Genomic DNA, 17,199 nt, shown 5'->3' with positions numbered 1-17,199 from the left:
AATGCCGGGCTGTTACAGAATATTCGCTGCGTGCCGTGTTTATAAATGACCGGACGCAGTGTTAAAAGTAGTCTCAGTTGCGCCCGTCAATTTTTTACCTGTCTGGATCGGGCAGTTTTTTATCGTCATTCAATAGAAGGACGCGCCTCTGGCGCAGGAAAAGAAGCGTTTTGAAGAAATCCACGGAAGCACCAAAAACAGTCGTTCCGCTCTGGCGTCAGCAGTTGCACTACCGGCTCAAGGAAGGTGCATTGATCGCCATTGGCGCCCTGTGTCTGTTCCTGATGATGGCCTTGCTGACCTATGGCAAGGACGATCCGGGCTGGAGCCATAACAGCAAGATCGACGACGTGCAGAACTTCGGTGGCCCGGCGGGCTCCTACAGCGCCGATATCCTGTTCATGGTGCTGGGTTATTTCGCTTATATCTTCCCGCTGTTGCTGGCGATCAAGGCGTATCAGATCTTTCGTCAGCGCCACGAGCCCTGGCAGTGGAGCGGCTGGTTGTTTTCCTGGCGCCTGATCGGTCTGGTGTTCCTGGTGCTGTCCGGTGCGGCGCTGGCGCACATTCATTTTCATGCCGCCACCGCATTGCCGGCCGGCGCCGGCGGGGCGCTGGGCGAAAGCCTCGGCGATCTGGCCCGCAACGCCCTGAACATTCAGGGAAGCACACTGCTGTTCATCGCGCTGTTCCTGTTCGGCCTGACCGTGTTCACTGACCTTTCGTGGTTCAAGGTGATGGACGTCACCGGCAAGATCACCCTCGACCTGTTCGAGCTGTTCCAGGGCGCGATCAACCGCTGGTGGTCGGCGCGTACCGAGCGCAAGCAACTGGTGGCGCAATTGCGTGAAGTCGATGACCGGGTGCATGACGTGGTTGCACCGACGGTGACCGACAAACGCGAACAGGCCAAGGTCAAGGAGCGTCTGATCGAGCGGGAGCAGGCCCTGAGCAAGCACATGTCCGAGCGCGAGAAGCAGGTGCCGCCGGTGATCATGCCGGCCCCGGTCAAGGCGCCGGAACCGAGCAAGCGCGTACAGAAGGAAAAACAGGTTCCCCTGTTCGTCGACAGTGCGGTGGAGGGTACCCTGCCGCCGATCTCGATTCTTGATGCGGCGGAAAAGAAACAGCTCAACCACTCGCCGGAGTCGCTGGCCGCCATCGGCCATCTGCTGGAAATCAAGCTCAAGGAGTTCGGCGTCGAAGTCACCGTGGATTCGATCCACCCGGGCCCGGTCATTACCCGTTACGAAATCCAGCCGGCAGCCGGTGTGAAGGTCAGCCGTATCGCCAACCTGGCGAAAGACCTTGCGCGTTCGCTGGCCGTGACCAGTGTGCGGGTGGTGGAAGTGATTCCGGGCAAGACCACGGTCGGTATCGAAATCCCCAACGAAGACCGGCAGATCGTGCGTTTCTCCGAAGTGCTGTCGACACCCGAGTATGACAACTTCAAGTCGCCGGTTACTCTGGCCCTGGGCCACGACATCGGCGGCAAGCCGGTCATCACCGACCTGGCGAAGATGCCGCACCTGCTGGTGGCCGGTACAACCGGTTCCGGTAAGTCGGTGGGTGTGAACGCGATGATCCTGTCGATCCTGTTCAAGTCGGGCCCGGACGACGCCAAACTGATCATGATCGACCCGAAAATGCTCGAGCTGTCGATCTACGAAGGTATTCCGCATCTGTTGTGTCCGGTTGTGACCGACATGAAGGACGCCGCCAACGCCCTGCGCTGGAGCGTTGCCGAGATGGAGCGCCGCTACAAGCTCATGGCGAAGATGGGCGTTCGCAACCTGTCCGGCTTCAACGCCAAGGTCAAGGAAGCCCAGGACGCCGGCGAGCCGCTGAGCGATCCGTTGTACAAGCGCGAAAACATCCACGACGAAGCGCCGCTGCTGCAGAAGCTGCCGACCATCGTCGTGGTCGTGGACGAATTCGCCGACATGATGATGATCGTCGGCAAGAAGGTAGAAGAGCTGATCGCCCGTATCGCCCAGAAGGCGCGTGCGGCCGGTATCCACTTGATCCTCGCGACCCAGCGGCCTTCGGTGGACGTGATCACCGGCCTGATCAAGGCCAACATCCCGACGCGGATGGCGTTCCAGGTATCGAGCAAGATCGACTCCCGGACCATCATCGACCAGGGCGGCGCCGAACAGTTGCTCGGCCACGGTGACATGCTCTACATGCCTCCGGGCACCAGCCTGCCGATCCGGGTTCACGGCGCGTTCGTATCCGACGATGAAGTGCATCGGGTGGTCGAAGCCTGGAAACTGCGCGGCGCACCGGAATACAACGATGACATCCTCAACGGTGTCGAAGAGGCGGGCAGCGGATTCGAAGGCAGCAGCGGCGGTGGTGACGGTGACGATCCGGAAGCCGACGCACTGTATGACGAAGCCGTGCAGTTCGTGCTGGAAAGCCGTCGAGCTTCCATCTCCGCTGTACAGCGCAAGCTCAAGATCGGCTACAACCGTGCTGCGCGCATGATCGAAGCCATGGAAATGGCCGGGGTCGTGACGGCCATGAACACCAACGGTTCCCGCGAAGTCCTGGCTCCCGGCCCGGTGCGCGACTGATTCAAATGCAATGGACGGCCCATGAGGCGCCGTCCACTTTCCCACGCGTATTCAAGAGGACTCCCATGCGTCTTATCCGCATGCTGCTGCCGGTACTGGCTCTGACCACCCTCACGGCTCACGCCGATGACAAGGATGTGGCACGCCTGACCCAATTGCTGGAAACATCCAGGACCCTGACCGCCAATTTTTCCCAGCTGACCCTCGACGGCAGCGGTACCCAGTTGCAGGAAACCACCGGCGACATGACCCTGCAGCGTCCGGGCCTGTTCTACTGGCACACCAATGCGCCGGCCGAGCAGACCATGGTCTCCGACGGCAAGAAAGTCACCCTGTGGGACCCGGACCTGGAGCAGGCGACCATCAAGAAACTGGATGAGCGCCTGACCCAGACTCCGGCCCTGCTGCTGTCCGGTGACGTGTCGAAGATCAGCCAGAGCTTCGACATCACCGCCAAAGAGGCGGGCGGTGTGATCGACTTCACCTTGAAGCCCAAGACCAAGGACACCCTGTTCGACAGCCTGCGCCTGTCGTTCCGCAACGGTCTGGTCAATGACATGCAACTGATCGACAGCGTCGGCCAGCGCACCAACATCCTGTTTACCGGTGTGAAGGCCAACGAAGCGGTCCCGGCCTCGAAGTTCAAGTTCGACATCCCCAAGGGTGCCGATGTGATCCAGGAATAAACACAGAGGTTTCAACGCTACGTGATGGATCTGTTTCGCAGTGCACCGATTGCCCAGCCACTGGCCGCCCGTTTGCGGGCGACCAATCTGGACGAGTACGTCGGTCAGGAGCACGTGCTCGCTCGCGGCAAGCCTCTGCGCGAAGCGCTGGAGCAGGGCGCCCTGCATTCGATGATCTTCTGGGGCCCGCCGGGCGTGGGCAAGACCACCCTGGCGCGGTTGCTGGCGGAAGTTTCGGATGCGCACTTCGAAACGGTTTCGGCAGTGCTTGCCGGGGTCAAAGAGATCCGCCAGGCGGTGGAAATCGCCAAACAGCAGGCTGGTCAGTACGGCAGGCGTACGATCCTGTTTGTCGATGAAGTGCACCGCTTCAACAAATCCCAGCAGGATGCGTTTCTGCCGTACGTAGAGGATGGCACGCTGATTTTCATCGGCGCCACCACCGAAAACCCTTCCTTCGAACTGAACAACGCATTGCTGTCGCGGGCGCGGGTCTATGTACTCAAAAGCCTCGACGAAACGGCGTTGCGCAAACTGGTGCACCGCGCACTTACCGAAGACCGTGGGCTGGGCAAGCGTCATCTGACCCTCAGCGACGAAGGCTTTCAGATGCTTTTGTCCGCTGCCGATGGTGATGGCCGGCGTCTGCTCAATCTGCTGGAAAACGCCTCGGACCTGGCCGAAGACAACAGCGAGATGGGCACCGAGTTGCTGCAAAGCCTGCTCGGCGATACCCGCCGCCGTTTCGACAAGGGTGGCGAAGCGTTCTACGACCAGATTTCCGCGCTGCACAAATCGGTTCGCGGCTCGAATCCGGACGGCGCGCTGTACTGGTTTGCGCGGATGATCGATGGCGGTTGCGATCCTTTGTATCTGGCCCGGCGCGTAGTGCGCATGGCCAGCGAAGACATCGGCAACGCCGACCCTCGCGCCTTGAGTCTGTGTCTGGCCGCATGGGAAGTGCAGGAGCGGCTCGGCAGCCCCGAAGGCGAACTCGCCGTGGCCCAGGCCATCACTTACCTTGCCTGTGCGCCGAAAAGCAATGCGGTGTACATGGGCTTCAAGACTGCGCTGCGCGCCGCCGCCGAACATGGTTCGCTGGAAGTGCCGCTGCACCTGCGTAACGCGCCAACCAAACTGATGAAGCAACTGGGTTACGGCGACGAGTATCGTTATGCTCACGACGAACCGGACGCCTATGCGGCCGGCGAAGACTATTTCCCGGAAGAACTCGATCCGATCCCGTTCTACCGGCCGGTACCCCGAGGCCTGGAATTGAAGATCGGCGAAAAGCTCAACCATCTCGCCCAACTTGATCGATTAAGCCCCCGGCAGCGGAGAAAATAGTGGTTCCACTGATCGTCGCAGTCTCCGTCGGCGGGATTGCCGGCACCTTGTTGCGCTTTGCCACCGGCAATTGGGTCAACGCCAATTGGCCGCGGCACTTCTATACCGCGACGCTGGCCGTTAATATCGTGGGCTGCCTGTTGATCGGCGTGTTGTACGGCCTGTTTTTGATACGCCCGGAAGTACCCGTCGAGGTGCGCGCCGGGTTGATAGTCGGCTTCCTCGGGGGGCTGACGACTTTTTCATCCTTTTCACTGGATACGGTGCGCCTGCTGGAAAGCGGGCAGGTACCGCTGGCCCTGGGCTATGCGGCCATCAGCGTATTCGGCGGGCTGCTCGCGACGTGGGCTGGCCTGTCCCTGACCAAACTTTGATAACGAGAAACCGACATGCTCGATTCCAAACTGTTACGTAGCAACCTTCAGGACGTAGCGGACCGCCTGGCTTCCCGTGGTTTTGCCCTGGATGTCGCGCGCATCGAAGCGCTGGAAGAACAGCGCAAGACCGTCCAGACCCGCACCGAAGCACTGCAGGCCGAGCGTAACGCGCGTTCCAAATCCATCGGTCAGGCCAAACAGCGCGGCGAAGACATCGCGCCGTTGATGGCCGATGTCGAGCGCATGGGCAACGAGCTGACCTCCGGCAAAGCCGAGCTGGAAGGCATCCAGGCCGAGCTGGACACCATCCTGCTGAACATTCCGAACCTGCCGCACGAATCGGTGCCGGTTGGCGAAGATGAAGACGGCAACGTCGAAGTCCGCCGCTGGGGCACCCCGACCGCATTCGACTTCCCGGTTCAAGACCACGTGGCCCTGGGTGAGAAGTTCGGCTGGCTCGACTTCGAAACCGCCGCCAAGCTGTCCGGCGCACGTTTCGCCCTGCTGCGCGGCCCGATTGCCCGCCTGCACCGCGCACTCGCACAGTTCATGATCAACCTGCACGTCACCGAGCACGGCTACGAAGAGGCTTACACGCCTTATCTGGTTCAAGCCCCGGCGCTGCAAGGCACCGGTCAACTGCCGAAGTTCGAAGAAGACCTGTTCAAGATCGGTCGCGAAGGCGAAGCCGATCTGTACCTGATCCCGACCGCCGAAGTGTCGCTGACCAACATCGTGGCCGGTGAAATCGTCGACGCGAAACAACTGCCGATCAAGTTCGTCGCCCACACCCCGTGCTTCCGCAGCGAAGCCGGTGCGTCGGGTCGTGACACGCGCGGCATGATCCGCCAGCACCAGTTCGACAAGGTCGAGATGGTCCAGATCGTCGAGCCGTCCAAATCCATGGAAGCACTGGAAGGCCTGACCGCCAATGCCGAGAAAGTCCTGCAGCTGCTGGGCCTGCCTTACCGTACCCTGGCGCTGTGCACTGGCGACATGGGCTTCAGCGCGGTCAAGACCTACGACCTGGAAGTGTGGATCCCGAGCCAGGACAAATACCGTGAAATTTCGTCGTGCTCCAACTGCGGCGACTTCCAGGCCCGCCGCATGCAGGCGCGTTTCCGCAACCCGGAAACCGGCAAGCCTGAGCTGGTGCACACCCTGAACGGCTCCGGTCTGGCGGTCGGTCGTACCCTGGTGGCGGTGCTGGAAAACTACCAGCAGGCCGACGGTTCGATCCGCGTACCGGACGTGCTGAAGCCGTACATGGGTGGCCTCGAGGTCATCGGCTAAATGAAATATCTGCCGCTGTTTCACAACCTGCGCGGCAGTCGTGTGTTGGTTGTCGGTGGGGGGGAGATTGCCTTGCGCAAATCCCGCCTGCTGGCCGATGCCGGTGCGCTGCTGCGGGTCGTCGCACCTGAAATCGAAGCGCAACTGCGTGAACTGGTTACCGCCGGCGGCGGTGAGTGCCAGTTGCGTGGTTACGCCGAAACGGATCTGGACGGTTGCGGGCTGATCATTGCCGCCACCGATGACGAAGCGTTGAACGCGCAAGTCTCTGCTGATGCCCATCGGCGCTGTGTACCGGTCAACGTGGTGGATGCGCCAGCGCTGTGCAGCGTGATTTTTCCGGCGATCGTCGACCGTTCGCCGCTGATCGTTGCGGTCTCCAGCGGCGGCGATGCGCCGGTGCTGGCCCGGCTGATCCGCGCCAGGATCGAAACCTGGATTCCTTCGACCTTCGGTCATCTGGCCGGTCTGGCCGCGCGCTTTCGCGATCAGGTCAAAGGCCTGTTCCCCGATGTGCAGCAGCGTCGTGCGTTTTGGGAAGACGTGTTCCAGGGCCCGATTGCCGATCGACAACTGGCCGGACAGGGCGCTGAAGCCGAACGTCTGTTGCAGGCGAAGATCGACGGTGAAGCGCCTGTGGCCACGGGTGAGGTGTATCTGGTGGGTGCCGGGCCGGGCGATCCGGATCTGCTGACCTTCCGTGCCTTGCGTCTGATGCAGCAAGCCGATGTCGTGCTGTATGACCGCCTGGTGGCGCCAGCGATTCTTGAGCTGTGCCGTCGTGATGCCGAGCGGGTTTACGTCGGCAAGCGCCGCGCCGATCACGCCGTGCCGCAGGATCAGATCAACCAGCAACTGGTGGATCTGGCCAGGGCCGGCAAGCGCGTGGTGCGGTTGAAGGGCGGTGATCCGTTCATCTTCGGCCGGGGCGGGGAGGAGATCGAGGAACTGGCAGCCCATGGCATCCCGTTCCAGGTGGTACCGGGCATTACCGCCGCCAGCGGTTGTGCGGCGTATGCCGGGATTCCGCTGACCCATCGCGACTATGCGCAGTCGGTTCGTTTCGTTACCGGGCACTTGAAGGACGGTTCCACCGATCTGCCATGGGCCGACCTCGTTGCGCCGGCGCAGACGCTGGTGTTCTACATGGGGCTGGTGGGACTGCCGGTCATCTGCGAGCAGTTGATCAAGCATGGTCGTGCGGCCGATACCCCGGCAGCGCTGATCCAGCAGGGCACCACGGTCAATCAGCGAGTCTTTACCGGCACGCTGGCTGATCTGCCGCGTCTGGTGGCAGAGCATGAAGTGCATGCGCCGACACTGGTCATCGTCGGCGAAGTGGTGCAACTGCGCGAGAAACTGGCGTGGTTCGAGGGCGCTCAGGGGCAGGTCTGAAAACCGAGTAACCCTATTCGCGAGCAGGCTCGCTCCCACAGGGGATTTGTGCACGGCACAGATCCAACGTGGGAGCGAGCCTGTTCGCGAAGAGGCCTTCAAAAACGCTGAGAAACTCAGCTCTGACGCCAAACCCCTTTTCCGCCCAACCGGTCCCGGTCATGGGCAACAGTGAAATCCTGCTCCGGCCCCTTCGGCACAATCCCGGTCGGGTTGATGGTCTTGTGGCTGCCGTAGTAGTGGTTCTTGATGTGCTGGAAATCCACGGTCTCGGCAACACCCGGCCACTGGTACATCTCCCGCAGCCAGTTCGACAGATTCGGATAGTCGCTGATCCGCCGCAGATTGCATTTGAAATGCCCGTGGTACACCGCGTCGAAACGAATCAGCGTGGTGAACAAGCGCACATCCGCCTCGGTCAGGTATTCGCCCGTCAGGTAACGGTTGGCGCTCAGCACCTGCTCCAGATGATCGAGTTCGGCGAACACATCATCGAAGGCTTCTTCATAGGCTTTTTGCGAGGTGGCAAACCCGGCGCGGTACACGCCGTTGTTGACTGCCGGATAGATCCGCTCGTTCAGCGCATCGATCTCGCCACGTAATGGCGCCGGATAGAAGTCCAGATCGTTGCCGGTCAAGTCATCGAAGGCGCTGTTGAACATGCGGATGATCTCCGCCGATTCATTGCTGACGATGCGCTTGAGCTTCTTGTCCCACAGCACCGGTACGGTGACGCGGCCGGTGTAGTCGGCAGTATCGGCGGTGTAGCGCTGGTGCATGAAGTCGAAGTGATCGAGTTTGTCGCCGGTCGAGCCGAGGTTCCGGTCGAAGGTCCAGCCGTTTTCCAGCATCAGCCAACTGACGACCGATACATCGATCAGGCTTTCCAGGCCCTTGAGCTTGCGCAGGATCAGCGTGCGATGCGCCCACGGACAGGCGAGGGAGACGTAAAGGTGATAACGCCCGGCCTCGGCGGCGAAACCACCTACACCGCTCGGGCCGGGCTCGCCGTCGCGAGTGACCCAATTGCGGCGCTGCGCCTGTTCGCGCTGGAACGCGCCGTCCTTGCTGCTTTCGTACCACTTGTCCTGCCAGTGGCCGTCGACGAGTAAACCCATGATCAAGACTCCAGAAACCAATAATCGTTGGAGCCCAGTCTATTCCGATGAGTTCGAACAAAAAGCGCAAAGATCGGGCGTTAATGATCGGTTAAATCGATTTGTCCCGTTCGGCCCAGTATTGCTCGGCGATATCAAAGGCCTGTTCACGGCTCTGGCCGAGGCCGCGTAGCGCCAACGCCATGGTCGAAATCAGCGCCATTTGCGGGTAGCTGTCGACCACATCGCCGCGCCAGACGGCCTTCAGATGCCCGATATCCAGCGATGCCGGTTTGACGTGACGCTGCACCGACAGCTGCGGCCATTCCTCGTCCCAGCTTTCGCCACCGGTGGTGCCGTACAAGTGGCTGGCGGCATCCGGGTTGATCTCGATTTCGCCGCCGTCGCCCTTGATCACGACTGCCGTGTCGCCGAGCAGGCTGCTGGCATCGCGGTGCACCGCTTGATAACCCGGGTGGAAAATACTCTGCAAGCCGCAACGCGCACCCAACGGATTGAGGATCCGCGCCAGCGAGTGAATCGGCGAGCGCAGGCCGAGTGTGTTACGCAGGTCGATCATCCGTTGCAGCTGCGGCGCCCAGTCCACCAGCGGCATGAACGCCAGCCCGCCGTTGTCCAGCGCGGCACCGACCTGTTGCCAATTGCGGCACAGCGGAATGTTCAGCTCGCCGAGCAACTGTTCGGAATACAAGCGCCCGGCAGTGTGCGCGCCGCCGCCGTGCATGAAGGTACGTACACCGTTTTGCGCCAGGCACTTGGCCGCCAGCAGATACCACGGCAGGTGACGTTTCTTGCCGGCGTAGGTCGGCCAGTCCAGATCGATCTTCAATGCCGGCGCCTTCAAACGCTCGCGCAAAGCCTCGGTGAAACCGGCCATCTCTTCGGCACTCTCTTCCTTGTGCCGCAGCAACATCAGGAACGCACCGAGCTGGGTTTCTTCGACCGCTTCGTCGAGGATCATGCCCATGGCTTGCCGGGCTTCTTCACGGGTCAGGTCACGGGCGCCGCGCTTGCCCTTGCCGAGGATGCGCACGAACTGGGCGAACGGATGCTCGGCGGGTGTTTCGAGAGTCAGCGCTGGATAGTCGGTCATAGGCAGTTTGTCGGTTTGGGCAGGCCCGCCAGTTTTGCGGCGAGTTTGGCAGGGGTGCCTTTGAACAGGCGGTTCAAGTGCAGGCTGTTGCCTTTCTCTGCGCCGAGTTTGAGCGCGGTGTACTTGATCAGTGGTCGGGTGGCCGGCGACAGCTGGAATTCGGCATAGAAGCTGCGCAGCAGTTCGAGGACTTCCCAGTGTTCAGGGCTCAGTTCGATGCCTTCGGCAGCGGCGAGGGCGCCGGCGACTTCGGCCGACCAGTCGTTGAGATCGACCAGGAAGCCATCCTTGTCCAGTTCGATGGTGCGGGTGCCGACAGCCAATGCATTCATAGCCAGGTGTTGACCTTGTCGTGGTGGATCGACAGCTCGACGAAGGCCGCATAATCGATGGCTTCGGCCCAGTCCGGAATCTGCAAGGCGCGGGCCTGCGCGTCTTCGGCCAGGACGAAGAGCTTCACTTGTCGCGTTTCCAGTGCAATGAATGGCGCGGTGCCGGGTTGCAACGCATAAGCGGCTTCGCCACACAGCAGCAGCGCGTCGGCAGTGCCGAGCAGACGCAGGCAACTGGTCAGGCGTTCGTCGCCGAATGGGGAATGGGACAACACATGCAAGGTCGACATCAGAGGGTGATCACCTGGTCGTAACGGTCAATAAGGGCGGTGATTTGTGCGGCAGCCAAGGGCTGCGCCTCGTCCAGCGAGCGCTCTCCGAGGCCGCGAGCGCTGGCGCTGTCGACGCAGTAGAACAGCTCCTCGACACCGAACATCGGCAGCGCCTGCAGGTTGGCGCTCAAATCTTTCTGTTGAAGCGCTTTGGCGTTCTGCCCGGCGGCCAGTTGCAACACGCCGTCGTCGAGAAACAGCAGGCCGATCGGCAGATCGAAGGCGCCGCCGGCCAGCACGATATCCAGGGCCTCGCGGGCGCCGGGGCCGGACCACGGTGATTGACGGCTGATAATCAGAAGGGACTTGGCCATGTCACGCGCCTCCGAAGCAGATCAGACGATCGGCATCCTGCACCGCGTCATGCAATTGACCGAGACCGGACAACTCCCACGGCGCGCTGACGGCTACGGCATCACGCTGATAGCGCCCGGCTTCGTCGGTGTTCAATACGCCGCGACGCAGGGCGGCGGCAATGCACACCACGCCGTCAAGGTTCTGTTCGGTGATAAAGGTTCGCCACTGTTTGGGCAGGTCCGGTTCGTCCTGCGGGGTGACCACGGCGTCGGACGCGTTGTAGACCCCGTCCTGATAGAAAAACAGCCGGACAATTTCATGTCCGCCGGCCAACGCTGCCTGCGCGAACAGCAAGGCGCGGCGCGAGGAGGGCGCATGGGCGGCGGAAAACACTGCAATGGCGAACTTCATGGCGGACTCGATCAGCAAAACTGCGGCCATGATAAAGCTTTCTCGGCGGGGCGGCGAAGTCGATGTTGCCGCAGACGTCAGCGCGGCATGTAACCCAACTGCCAGCGCCGGGGGATTTTCAGCGAGACCACGCCGATCAACCCCGCCAGCAAACCACTGGCATACAACGCTTTTAGCCCCAGGTGATGTTCCAGCACAGCACCGAGAATGGCACCGAGGAACATGCCGCTCCATGGCACCAGTTGCACGCGCCAGCCATTGCGCCGCTCGCCCATTATCCAGCGCCCCAGGCCGCGGCCGAACCGCGAGAGTGCTCCGGTGACATAGGTCAGCCCGACCGCCAGACCGTTCACTTCCTCCACTGCAGCGTTGAGCATGCCCATGGCGATGATCGCCGCCAGCAGCGCCGGCAGTTGCACGTCGGATGGCCAGGCGGCGGCCCCGCAGAGCAGTGTCGCGATGCACAGCAGCAACGGCAGTGCGCGACGCCCGCCGAGGCGACCGATCACCACGCCGAGGGCATTGCCGAAAATAAACGTAGCGACCAGGATCACCAGCCGCAGCGTCAGACTCACATCGCCATCACTGATCGCCACCGCCAGCCGGGTGGTGTTCCCGCTCATGAATGAAACGAAGTCGCCACTGGCCATGAAGCCGATGGCATCGGTCATCCCTGCCAGCACCGAAAGCGCGGCCACCATGGCCAGCCCCACACGGCCACGCCATTTCTGCGTGCGCAGGTGACCGGGGCTGGCGCGGTGAGTCGAGGCGGTTGGCAGCATTGGCGAAAATGTCCTTGATTGGAGGTCAGGGTTCTATGCCATAAAGGTCGCAATATTCCAACCAGTCCATCCCGGCCATCTCCGCCACTTCACGGTGCACTTCCAGACGCTGCGCCTGATATTCCTCGGGGGTGGCTGCAGTCAGCTGCAAGGTCAGTTCCCAGGCAAACAGTCCCTGGCTTTCGGCCTCGGCTTCGAAGGCTTCGTGCAGACGTTCTTCGCGGTACTGCGCCGGGGTTTCGCCCTTGGCCTGGGCCAGTAACGGATTGAGATGATCGAGGGTGTCGCGCAACTCGGGGCGCGCATCCAGAAACAGTTGCAGGGCATGTTCATGTCGCTGGTCGTTAGGCGCCATGGGGGTTCCTTGTGGGGGCGAGTGACCCTAATGTGCCGCAGCTGTCGGCGGGTGTCGCGCTTTAAATGCAGTAAAGCAGAGCGGTTTTGCGCTTTGCGGTGATACAGTCCGTTTTTTTCCGAATGAGCAAATGCAATGCGAATGCTGATGATGGCACTGGCGGCAACTCTGCTGGCCGGCTGCGCGGGTTCGGTGATGGAAAACGCCCGCACTCAAACCCCCTACAAAATCCTGAATTCGGACAAGCCCGAGAAAGTCGTGGCCGAGTGCGTGCAGTTCGCCTGGCAGGACGAAGCGGTGTTCGGCGTCGATGCGGCAGCCTATCTGCAACCGGGCAAGAAGGGCGGGTCGACGGTCTACACCCGTTCGGCAGAATCGTTTGTCGACTTGACCACTGCTGCGTCCGGCACGGTGCTGAATTACTACGCGCAGAAGGACGACTTCGTCGCCAAACGCCGGTTGGCGGCGTTGGCGACCTGTCTGTAATACCTCGCCAAGCTCGGGGGCTCAGACGTCCAGACGCTTCTGGAAAAACATGCGTTTGTGCCCCGGCGGATAATCCGTCAACTCGCCAAACTGGCTATACCCCAGCTTCCTGTAGAACGCCGGCGCCTGAAAATCGAAGGTGTCGAGCCAGGCCCCGATGCAACCTTTCTCCCGCGCCAGGTCTTCGGCCATGCGCATCAGTTTCGTACCGATCCCCTGATGGCGGCCTTGCTCCGGCACCGAAAGCAAATCGACGAACAACCACTGGCAGACCAACCGTCCGTAGAGCCCTCCAAGGATGTTGCCCTGCTCATCGCGAACCAGCAGTGTGAGCGGTTCCGATACTTTTATCCCGGCCTGAGCGACGTTGTAGGCATGCAGGGGCGCCAGAATGGCCAGGCGTTCTTCTTCCGTGGAGTCTTGCGACAGCTCGATCCGTAAACTCATGTGCAACATCCTTATGGCAGTGAACCGGCAGCCTATCGCGCCGCGGCCGATTGAGCCATACCGGCATTGGGCCGCTGGAACCGTCGCTTGCGCTTCATGGTCTAGCCCTTGAAAGCGTTCATTCCGAATGCTTCTGTCGAGGAGAGTCCATGAACATTTTCGAAGCCCTTCGCGAAAGCCATGACCGCCAGCGCAGCTATGCCAGGGCGTTGATCGAAACCAGCGGCGACACCCCGGAGCGCATCGAAGCCTACAAGCAACTGAAGGCCGAGCTGCAAGCGCACGAGACAGCCGAAGAACGTCACTTCTACATCCCGTTGATGGCGTTTGACAACGGCGTCGATCTGAGTCGCCACGCCATCGCCGAACACCATGAAATGGACGAGATGATGGAGGAACTCGACGAGACCGAAATGTCCAGTCCGGCCTGGCTGGCCATGGCGAAAAAGCTGTCGGACAAGGTGCATCACCATTTGAAGGAAGAGGAGCAGAAATTCTTCCAGATGGCCGGCAAGCTGTTTGACGACAAGCAGAAAGTACAGCTTGCCGGGCAGTATGAAAAAGAGTTCAAGGCGCAGCTCGCCTGAGTCGATAAATGCAGGCCTTTGTAATAACGCCGTGTAATCTTTTTGCCATGCGTCGGGTGAGAGTCGTCGCAATGTACTGTATTTATATCCAGTGTTTTCAGTGATTTTCTGGTCTTGCATCGGCGGACTGCGACAAAACCGCCGATGGACAAAAAATCCCCCTCCGTTAGCTTGAAGGCCTCTCCCCGGAAAGGAGAGTTCTTAAATCAATGGAGTGAAAATCATGAATCAACCACAAGCTCAAACCCAACTGCGACACGGTCGCGTCATTTCCCCTGCAAGCCGTGGTGCGGTGGCCATCGAACAAGGACTGCTCGGTGGCTGGCAGGTCAACGAAATGGAAGGCGGCAAGAACTTCCCGGCGCTGGTGGCGGGTCCGTTCCCGGCACCGTTCGAATCGGATAACCCGAGCGTCGTACCGCCTGCCGATGGACACATTCTCAGTGGCGGCAAGGATGACGCCCGTGACTGTGTGAATTTCACCGACGAGGAAATGAGCAAGAAACTTGGTCGCCCGTTCACCTGGCCGCTGCTCAACGTCACCCCGGGCCAGACTCTTGAAGTGAAATGGGAATACACCGCGCCCCACACCACCCGCGGTTATCGCTGGCTGATCACCAAGGATGGCTGGGACCCGAAACAGCGCATCACCCGTGCACAACTGGAAACAAAACCGTTCGCCGAGGACTTCTATCCGCAAGTGCCGTACTACAGTCATTCAGCGGAGCTGAAGGCCAAGGTCAATCACGCGGTCAAACTTCCGGCCAACAAGCACGGGCGACACGTCATTGTCCTGATGTGGATCGTCGCCAACACCGGTAACGCCTTCTATCAGGCCTTTGATGTGGACTTCAAATAAGTCCGCACCACCCACTTACACGTTCTGAAGGATTAGAACATGTCAAACATCGACTTCACGTTAATGCAAAACCAGGCGAGCGACGCTGCCTCGCTGATGCCGAGCATCACCGGCAAGAAGATCCTCATGGGCTTCTGGCATAACTGGCCGGCCGGTCCGAGCGATGGCTATCAACGTGGTCAGTTCGCCAACATTGCGCTGGCGGACGTACCCAAGGACTACAACGTGGTTGCAGTCGCATTCATGAAGGGGAGCGGAATTCCCACCTTCAAGCCCTATAACGTCTCGGATGCCGAGTTCCGCCGTCAGGTTGGCGTACTCAACAGTCAGGGGCGGGCGGTATTGATTTCCCTTGGCGGCGCCGATGCGCACATCGAATTGCGGGCCGGTCAGGAGCAACCGCTGGCCAATGAAATCATCCGTCTGGTGGAAACCTACGGTTTCGACGGCCTGGATATCGATCTTGAACAGAGCGCGATTGATTTCGCTGCCAACAAGACCGTCCTGCCAGCCGCCCTGAAACTGGTCAAGGATCACTACGCAGGCCAGGGTAAACATTTCATCATCAGCATGGCCCCTGAGTTTCCATACCTGACTACCTCCGGCAAATACGTCGGTTACCTGCAGGCACTGGAAGGCTACTACGATTTCATCGCACCGCAGTTCTACAACCAGGGTGGTGATGGTGTCTGGGTGCCGGAAGCCAACAACGGCAACGGTGCGTGGATCGCACAGAACAATGATGCGATGAAAGAAGACTTCCTCTATTACCTGACCGAAAGCCTGGTAACCGGCACTCGCGGTTTCACGAAGATCCCCGCGTACAAGTTTGTCATTGGCTTGCCTGCCAACAACGATGCTGCGGCCACCGGTTACGTGATCGACAAAAATGCAGTCGGCAACGCGATCAAACGCCTGGCGGTCAAAGGGCATCCGATCAAGGGTTTGATGACCTGGTCGGTGAACTGGGACAACGGCACCAGCAAGGATCGTGTGCCTTACAACTGGGAGTTCAGTCGGCGTTATGGACCATTGATCAACGGCGTAGCGACGGCCACCCAGGAGCCTGATGTCGCAAATGGCTGAGATGGCCTGTCAGTAGTAATCGAAAAAAAAGCCCGGTAGCGCTGCCGGGCTTTTTCAGAGCGGGTATTGCATCATGTCAGTGTTTGAATAGGGTTGATTGACTCAATCCACAGTTGGTAATGTCTTTTTTGATCCTCTATATCATTTGTGAGGTTGTGTTCTTCGTAGTCAAAGATATTAACGCTGTCTTTCTCGTCGGTTGGGTATCCCATCCTGGCCTCGTATGCGATCAGACCTGCCGACATTTGTGCACTCATCCGGGAGGGATGAACATTTATTTTGGCACCTTTGCATAAAAACTGAATGTCCGGGAAGTCAGCTCTGATCAGGCCAAAGCATTGGTACAAGTCAGCGGCGGTATGAGTGCTTGTTGCACCACACTTCGTCGAGAATGTCAGAGTTCTTGTTTTTCTATCTACCTTAATGGACGCGGTTTCTCGCTGCTGTTCTTTGATGATTTCGACTTCTATTGTTTTCATGATTACTTCCTAAAAGGGTTGGGTATGGAGTAACCCTTGTAGAGCCCATCTTCAGTAACGGGAGTGACCCCTACAATGTCTCTATTATTTATGCCGCCAGGAACTGCTATTTCCGCCTCTCGTCGATGTGGCGACATTGCCCCCAGCTCTTTGTTTACGTCAATTCCACGAATATTTTTCAGGATGTATACATATCCTTCTTCAAAGCCATGACCTGTAGCAAATTTTGTTGCTTCTTTCTCCGATCTGGAAGTGCTCACAAACCAACTAGGAGGGTTCTTGTTATCTAATGCGTGTAAATATAAATCTTCGCTGTCTCCCCATGGTTCAAATCCTGCCTCGAAGATCTCCCATGGCTCTCGATCATCACCACGATACAGATAGTGGTTTTTCTGCAATGGATCAGGTGTTTGAGGTTCACCATCTTTGACTTTGGCGTTATCCACCTTTTCGGGCACCGGACATCCCGGCCTGTTCGGCGGCGGACAATTGGACGTCAACCCCAACGGATCCACCCACCCCGTCGGATTCGGCACGTACCGGTACTGGTTCAGCCCACCCGCCAGCTTCACCGGATCCGGCGTCAGGTATCGGCCCACCTCCGGGTCGTAATACCGGTGGCGGTTGTAATGCAGCCCGCTTTCCGCATCGAAATACTGCCCCTGAAAGCGCAGCGGCTGGTCGAGGTAGTCCTCGGTCGCCAGTTCCACCGAGGTGGTTTTGCCGTAGGCGCTGTATTTGGCCGACCAGACGATCTCGCCGCTGTAGTCGGTCAGTTCCTGCGGGGTGCCGAGGTGGTCGAGCTGGTAGTAGAACGGGCAGGCGCGTTTCGGGCCCTGGCCGTCGAGCATCGCCAAT

21 protein-coding genes are annotated in these 17,199 nt (G+C 59.8%); 10 read left to right on the top strand and 11 right to left on the bottom strand.

Annotated elements, in window-relative coordinates:
* Positions 1-170 precede the first annotated feature (170 nt).
* The 6 genes from ACK6BI_RS26590 to cysG all read left to right on the top strand — a co-directional run bounded on the left by ACK6BI_RS26590 (position 171) and on the right by cysG (position 7,677).
* Positions 171-2,579, top strand: coding sequence for a DNA translocase FtsK (locus ACK6BI_RS26590; protein ID WP_065259164.1), 2,409 nt, complete (start codon positions 171-173; stop codon positions 2,577-2,579).
* A gap of 65 nt (positions 2,580-2,644) precedes the next feature.
* Positions 2,645-3,265 carry an outer membrane lipoprotein chaperone LolA gene (lolA, locus tag ACK6BI_RS26585; protein WP_065259163.1) on the top strand — a complete coding sequence of 207 codons (621 nt, stop codon included), beginning with the start codon at positions 2,645-2,647 and terminating at the stop codon, positions 3,263-3,265.
* A gap of 24 nt (positions 3,266-3,289) precedes the next feature.
* Positions 3,290-4,612 (top strand): replication-associated recombination protein A, encoded by a 1,323-nt coding sequence (locus ACK6BI_RS26580; protein ID WP_409319448.1) that lies wholly within the window; start codon positions 3,290-3,292, stop codon positions 4,610-4,612.
* Positions 4,612-4,986 (top strand): fluoride efflux transporter CrcB, encoded by a 375-nt coding sequence (gene crcB / locus ACK6BI_RS26575; protein ID WP_409319447.1) that lies wholly within the window; start codon positions 4,612-4,614, stop codon positions 4,984-4,986. Before ACK6BI_RS26580 ends, crcB begins: the two co-directional genes overlap by 1 nt.
* 15 nt (positions 4,987-5,001) lie before the next feature.
* Positions 5,002-6,282 (top strand): serine--tRNA ligase, encoded by a 1,281-nt coding sequence (gene serS / locus ACK6BI_RS26570; RefSeq protein ID WP_065259160.1) that lies wholly within the window; start codon positions 5,002-5,004, stop codon positions 6,280-6,282.
* A complete protein-coding gene (gene cysG / locus ACK6BI_RS26565; protein WP_409319446.1) occupies positions 6,283-7,677 on the top strand; it encodes a siroheme synthase CysG in 1,395 nt (464 codons plus the stop codon).
* 116 nt (positions 7,678-7,793) lie between these two features.
* On the opposite strand, the gene ACK6BI_RS26560 is transcribed toward cysG, so the two are convergent.
* From ACK6BI_RS26560 to ACK6BI_RS26525, 8 genes are all read right to left on the bottom strand, one after another.
* Positions 7,794-8,795 (bottom strand): glutathione S-transferase family protein, encoded by a 1,002-nt coding sequence (locus ACK6BI_RS26560; RefSeq protein WP_409319445.1) that lies wholly within the window; start codon positions 8,793-8,795, stop codon positions 7,794-7,796.
* A gap of 91 nt (positions 8,796-8,886) precedes the next feature.
* Positions 8,887-9,888, bottom strand: coding sequence for a glycosyl transferase family protein (locus ACK6BI_RS26555; protein WP_409319444.1), 1,002 nt, complete (start codon positions 9,886-9,888; stop codon positions 8,887-8,889).
* Complete coding sequence (locus tag ACK6BI_RS26550; RefSeq protein ID WP_409319443.1) at positions 9,885-10,220, bottom strand: TusE/DsrC/DsvC family sulfur relay protein; 336 nt, start codon at positions 10,218-10,220, stop codon at positions 9,885-9,887. The genes ACK6BI_RS26555 and ACK6BI_RS26550 overlap by 4 nt, the downstream gene beginning before the upstream one ends.
* Complete coding sequence (tusB, locus tag ACK6BI_RS26545; protein WP_409319442.1) at positions 10,217-10,510, bottom strand: sulfurtransferase complex subunit TusB; 294 nt, start codon at positions 10,508-10,510, stop codon at positions 10,217-10,219. Before tusB ends, ACK6BI_RS26550 begins: the two co-directional genes overlap by 4 nt.
* A complete protein-coding gene (gene tusC, locus ACK6BI_RS26540) occupies positions 10,510-10,866 on the bottom strand; it encodes a sulfurtransferase complex subunit TusC (RefSeq protein WP_409319441.1) in 357 nt (118 codons plus the stop codon). Before tusC ends, tusB begins: the two co-directional genes overlap by 1 nt.
* A gap of 1 nt (position 10,867) precedes the next feature.
* Positions 10,868-11,260 carry a sulfurtransferase complex subunit TusD gene (tusD, locus tag ACK6BI_RS26535; protein WP_409319460.1) on the bottom strand — a complete coding sequence of 131 codons (393 nt, stop codon included), beginning with the start codon at positions 11,258-11,260 and terminating at the stop codon, positions 10,868-10,870.
* 77 nt (positions 11,261-11,337) lie between these two features.
* On the bottom strand, positions 11,338-12,042 hold the full coding sequence (locus ACK6BI_RS26530) for a YoaK family protein (protein WP_409319440.1): 705 nt from the start codon (positions 12,040-12,042) through the stop codon (positions 11,338-11,340).
* A gap of 25 nt (positions 12,043-12,067) precedes the next feature.
* Positions 12,068-12,397, bottom strand: a complete 330-nt coding sequence (locus tag ACK6BI_RS26525; RefSeq protein WP_409319439.1) for a DUF6388 family protein — start codon at positions 12,395-12,397, stop codon at positions 12,068-12,070.
* Positions 12,398-12,532: 135 nt separating this feature from the next.
* Here ACK6BI_RS26525 and ACK6BI_RS26520 point away from each other — a divergent pair, with 135 nt between their 5' ends.
* Positions 12,533-12,883 carry a hypothetical protein gene (locus ACK6BI_RS26520; protein ID WP_409319438.1) on the top strand — a complete coding sequence of 117 codons (351 nt, stop codon included), beginning with the start codon at positions 12,533-12,535 and terminating at the stop codon, positions 12,881-12,883.
* Between the two features lie 21 nt (positions 12,884-12,904).
* Here ACK6BI_RS26520 and ACK6BI_RS26515 read toward each other — a convergent pair whose 3' ends face one another.
* The gene (locus ACK6BI_RS26515) at positions 12,905-13,330 is read right to left on the bottom strand and encodes a GNAT family N-acetyltransferase (protein WP_409319437.1); all 426 of its coding nucleotides are present in this window, start codon (positions 13,328-13,330) and stop codon (positions 12,905-12,907) included.
* Positions 13,331-13,479: 149 nt separating this feature from the next.
* Between ACK6BI_RS26515 and ACK6BI_RS26510 the strand changes: the two genes are divergently transcribed.
* From ACK6BI_RS26510 to ACK6BI_RS26500, 3 genes are all read left to right on the top strand, one after another.
* Positions 13,480-13,917 (top strand): hemerythrin domain-containing protein, encoded by a 438-nt coding sequence (locus ACK6BI_RS26510; RefSeq protein WP_409319436.1) that lies wholly within the window; start codon positions 13,480-13,482, stop codon positions 13,915-13,917.
* Positions 13,918-14,140: 223 nt separating this feature from the next.
* The gene (locus ACK6BI_RS26505; protein ID WP_065259148.1) at positions 14,141-14,776 is read left to right on the top strand and encodes a lytic polysaccharide monooxygenase auxiliary activity family 9 protein; all 636 of its coding nucleotides are present in this window, start codon (positions 14,141-14,143) and stop codon (positions 14,774-14,776) included.
* 39 nt (positions 14,777-14,815) lie between these two features.
* The gene (locus ACK6BI_RS26500) at positions 14,816-15,862 is read left to right on the top strand and encodes a chitinase (protein ID WP_409319435.1); all 1,047 of its coding nucleotides are present in this window, start codon (positions 14,816-14,818) and stop codon (positions 15,860-15,862) included.
* 71 nt (positions 15,863-15,933) lie between these two features.
* On the opposite strand, the gene ACK6BI_RS26495 is transcribed toward ACK6BI_RS26500, so the two are convergent.
* Positions 15,934-16,341 carry a hypothetical protein gene (locus ACK6BI_RS26495; RefSeq protein WP_409319434.1) on the bottom strand — a complete coding sequence of 136 codons (408 nt, stop codon included), beginning with the start codon at positions 16,339-16,341 and terminating at the stop codon, positions 15,934-15,936.
* A 2-nt stretch (positions 16,342-16,343) separates the two neighbouring features.
* The coding region (locus tag ACK6BI_RS26490) for an RHS repeat-associated core domain-containing protein (protein ID WP_409319433.1) at positions 16,344-17,199 on the bottom strand (856 nt) is incomplete at its 5' end.

The organism is Pseudomonas sp. KCJK9016, assembly GCF_046231795.1.
Lineage (GTDB): Bacteria > Pseudomonadota > Gammaproteobacteria > Pseudomonadales > Pseudomonadaceae > Aquipseudomonas > Aquipseudomonas bananamidigenes.
This window is presented reverse-complemented; position numbering and strand designations above follow the sequence as displayed.

What these genes read in the sequence shown, in the direction of transcription:
- lolA (WP_065259163.1), top strand. Translation starts at nt 2,645, where the DNA reads ATGCGTCTTATCCGCATGCTGCTGCCGGTACTGGCTCTGACCACCCTC.
- ACK6BI_RS26580 (WP_409319448.1), top strand. Translation starts at nt 3,290, where the DNA reads ATGGATCTGTTTCGCAGTGCACCGATTGCCCAGCCACTGGCCGCCCGT.
- serS (WP_065259160.1), top strand. Translation starts at nt 5,002, where the DNA reads ATGCTCGATTCCAAACTGTTACGTAGCAACCTTCAGGACGTAGCGGAC.
- cysG (WP_409319446.1), top strand. Translation starts at nt 6,283, where the DNA reads ATGAAATATCTGCCGCTGTTTCACAACCTGCGCGGCAGTCGTGTGTTG.
- ACK6BI_RS26560 (WP_409319445.1), bottom strand. Translation starts at nt 8,795, where the DNA reads ATGGGTTTACTCGTCGACGGCCACTGGCAGGACAAGTGGTACGAAAGC.
- ACK6BI_RS26555 (WP_409319444.1), bottom strand. Translation starts at nt 9,888, where the DNA reads ATGACCGACTATCCAGCGCTGACTCTCGAAACACCCGCCGAGCATCCG.
- ACK6BI_RS26550 (WP_409319443.1), bottom strand. Translation starts at nt 10,220, where the DNA reads ATGAATGCATTGGCTGTCGGCACCCGCACCATCGAACTGGACAAGGAT.
- tusB (WP_409319442.1), bottom strand. Translation starts at nt 10,510, where the DNA reads ATGTCGACCTTGCATGTGTTGTCCCATTCCCCATTCGGCGACGAACGC.
- tusC (WP_409319441.1), bottom strand. Translation starts at nt 10,866, where the DNA reads ATGGCCAAGTCCCTTCTGATTATCAGCCGTCAATCACCGTGGTCCGGC.
- tusD (WP_409319460.1), bottom strand. Translation starts at nt 11,260, where the DNA reads ATGAAGTTCGCCATTGCAGTGTTTTCCGCCGCCCATGCGCCCTCCTCG.
- ACK6BI_RS26530 (WP_409319440.1), bottom strand. Translation starts at nt 12,042, where the DNA reads ATGCTGCCAACCGCCTCGACTCACCGCGCCAGCCCCGGTCACCTGCGC.
- ACK6BI_RS26525 (WP_409319439.1), bottom strand. Translation starts at nt 12,397, where the DNA reads ATGGCGCCTAACGACCAGCGACATGAACATGCCCTGCAACTGTTTCTG.
- ACK6BI_RS26520 (WP_409319438.1), top strand. Translation starts at nt 12,533, where the DNA reads ATGCGAATGCTGATGATGGCACTGGCGGCAACTCTGCTGGCCGGCTGC.
- ACK6BI_RS26515 (WP_409319437.1), bottom strand. Translation starts at nt 13,330, where the DNA reads ATGAGTTTACGGATCGAGCTGTCGCAAGACTCCACGGAAGAAGAACGC.
- ACK6BI_RS26510 (WP_409319436.1), top strand. Translation starts at nt 13,480, where the DNA reads ATGAACATTTTCGAAGCCCTTCGCGAAAGCCATGACCGCCAGCGCAGC.
- ACK6BI_RS26505 (WP_065259148.1), top strand. Translation starts at nt 14,141, where the DNA reads ATGAATCAACCACAAGCTCAAACCCAACTGCGACACGGTCGCGTCATT.
- ACK6BI_RS26500 (WP_409319435.1), top strand. Translation starts at nt 14,816, where the DNA reads ATGTCAAACATCGACTTCACGTTAATGCAAAACCAGGCGAGCGACGCT.
- ACK6BI_RS26495 (WP_409319434.1), bottom strand. Translation starts at nt 16,341, where the DNA reads ATGAAAACAATAGAAGTCGAAATCATCAAAGAACAGCAGCGAGAAACC.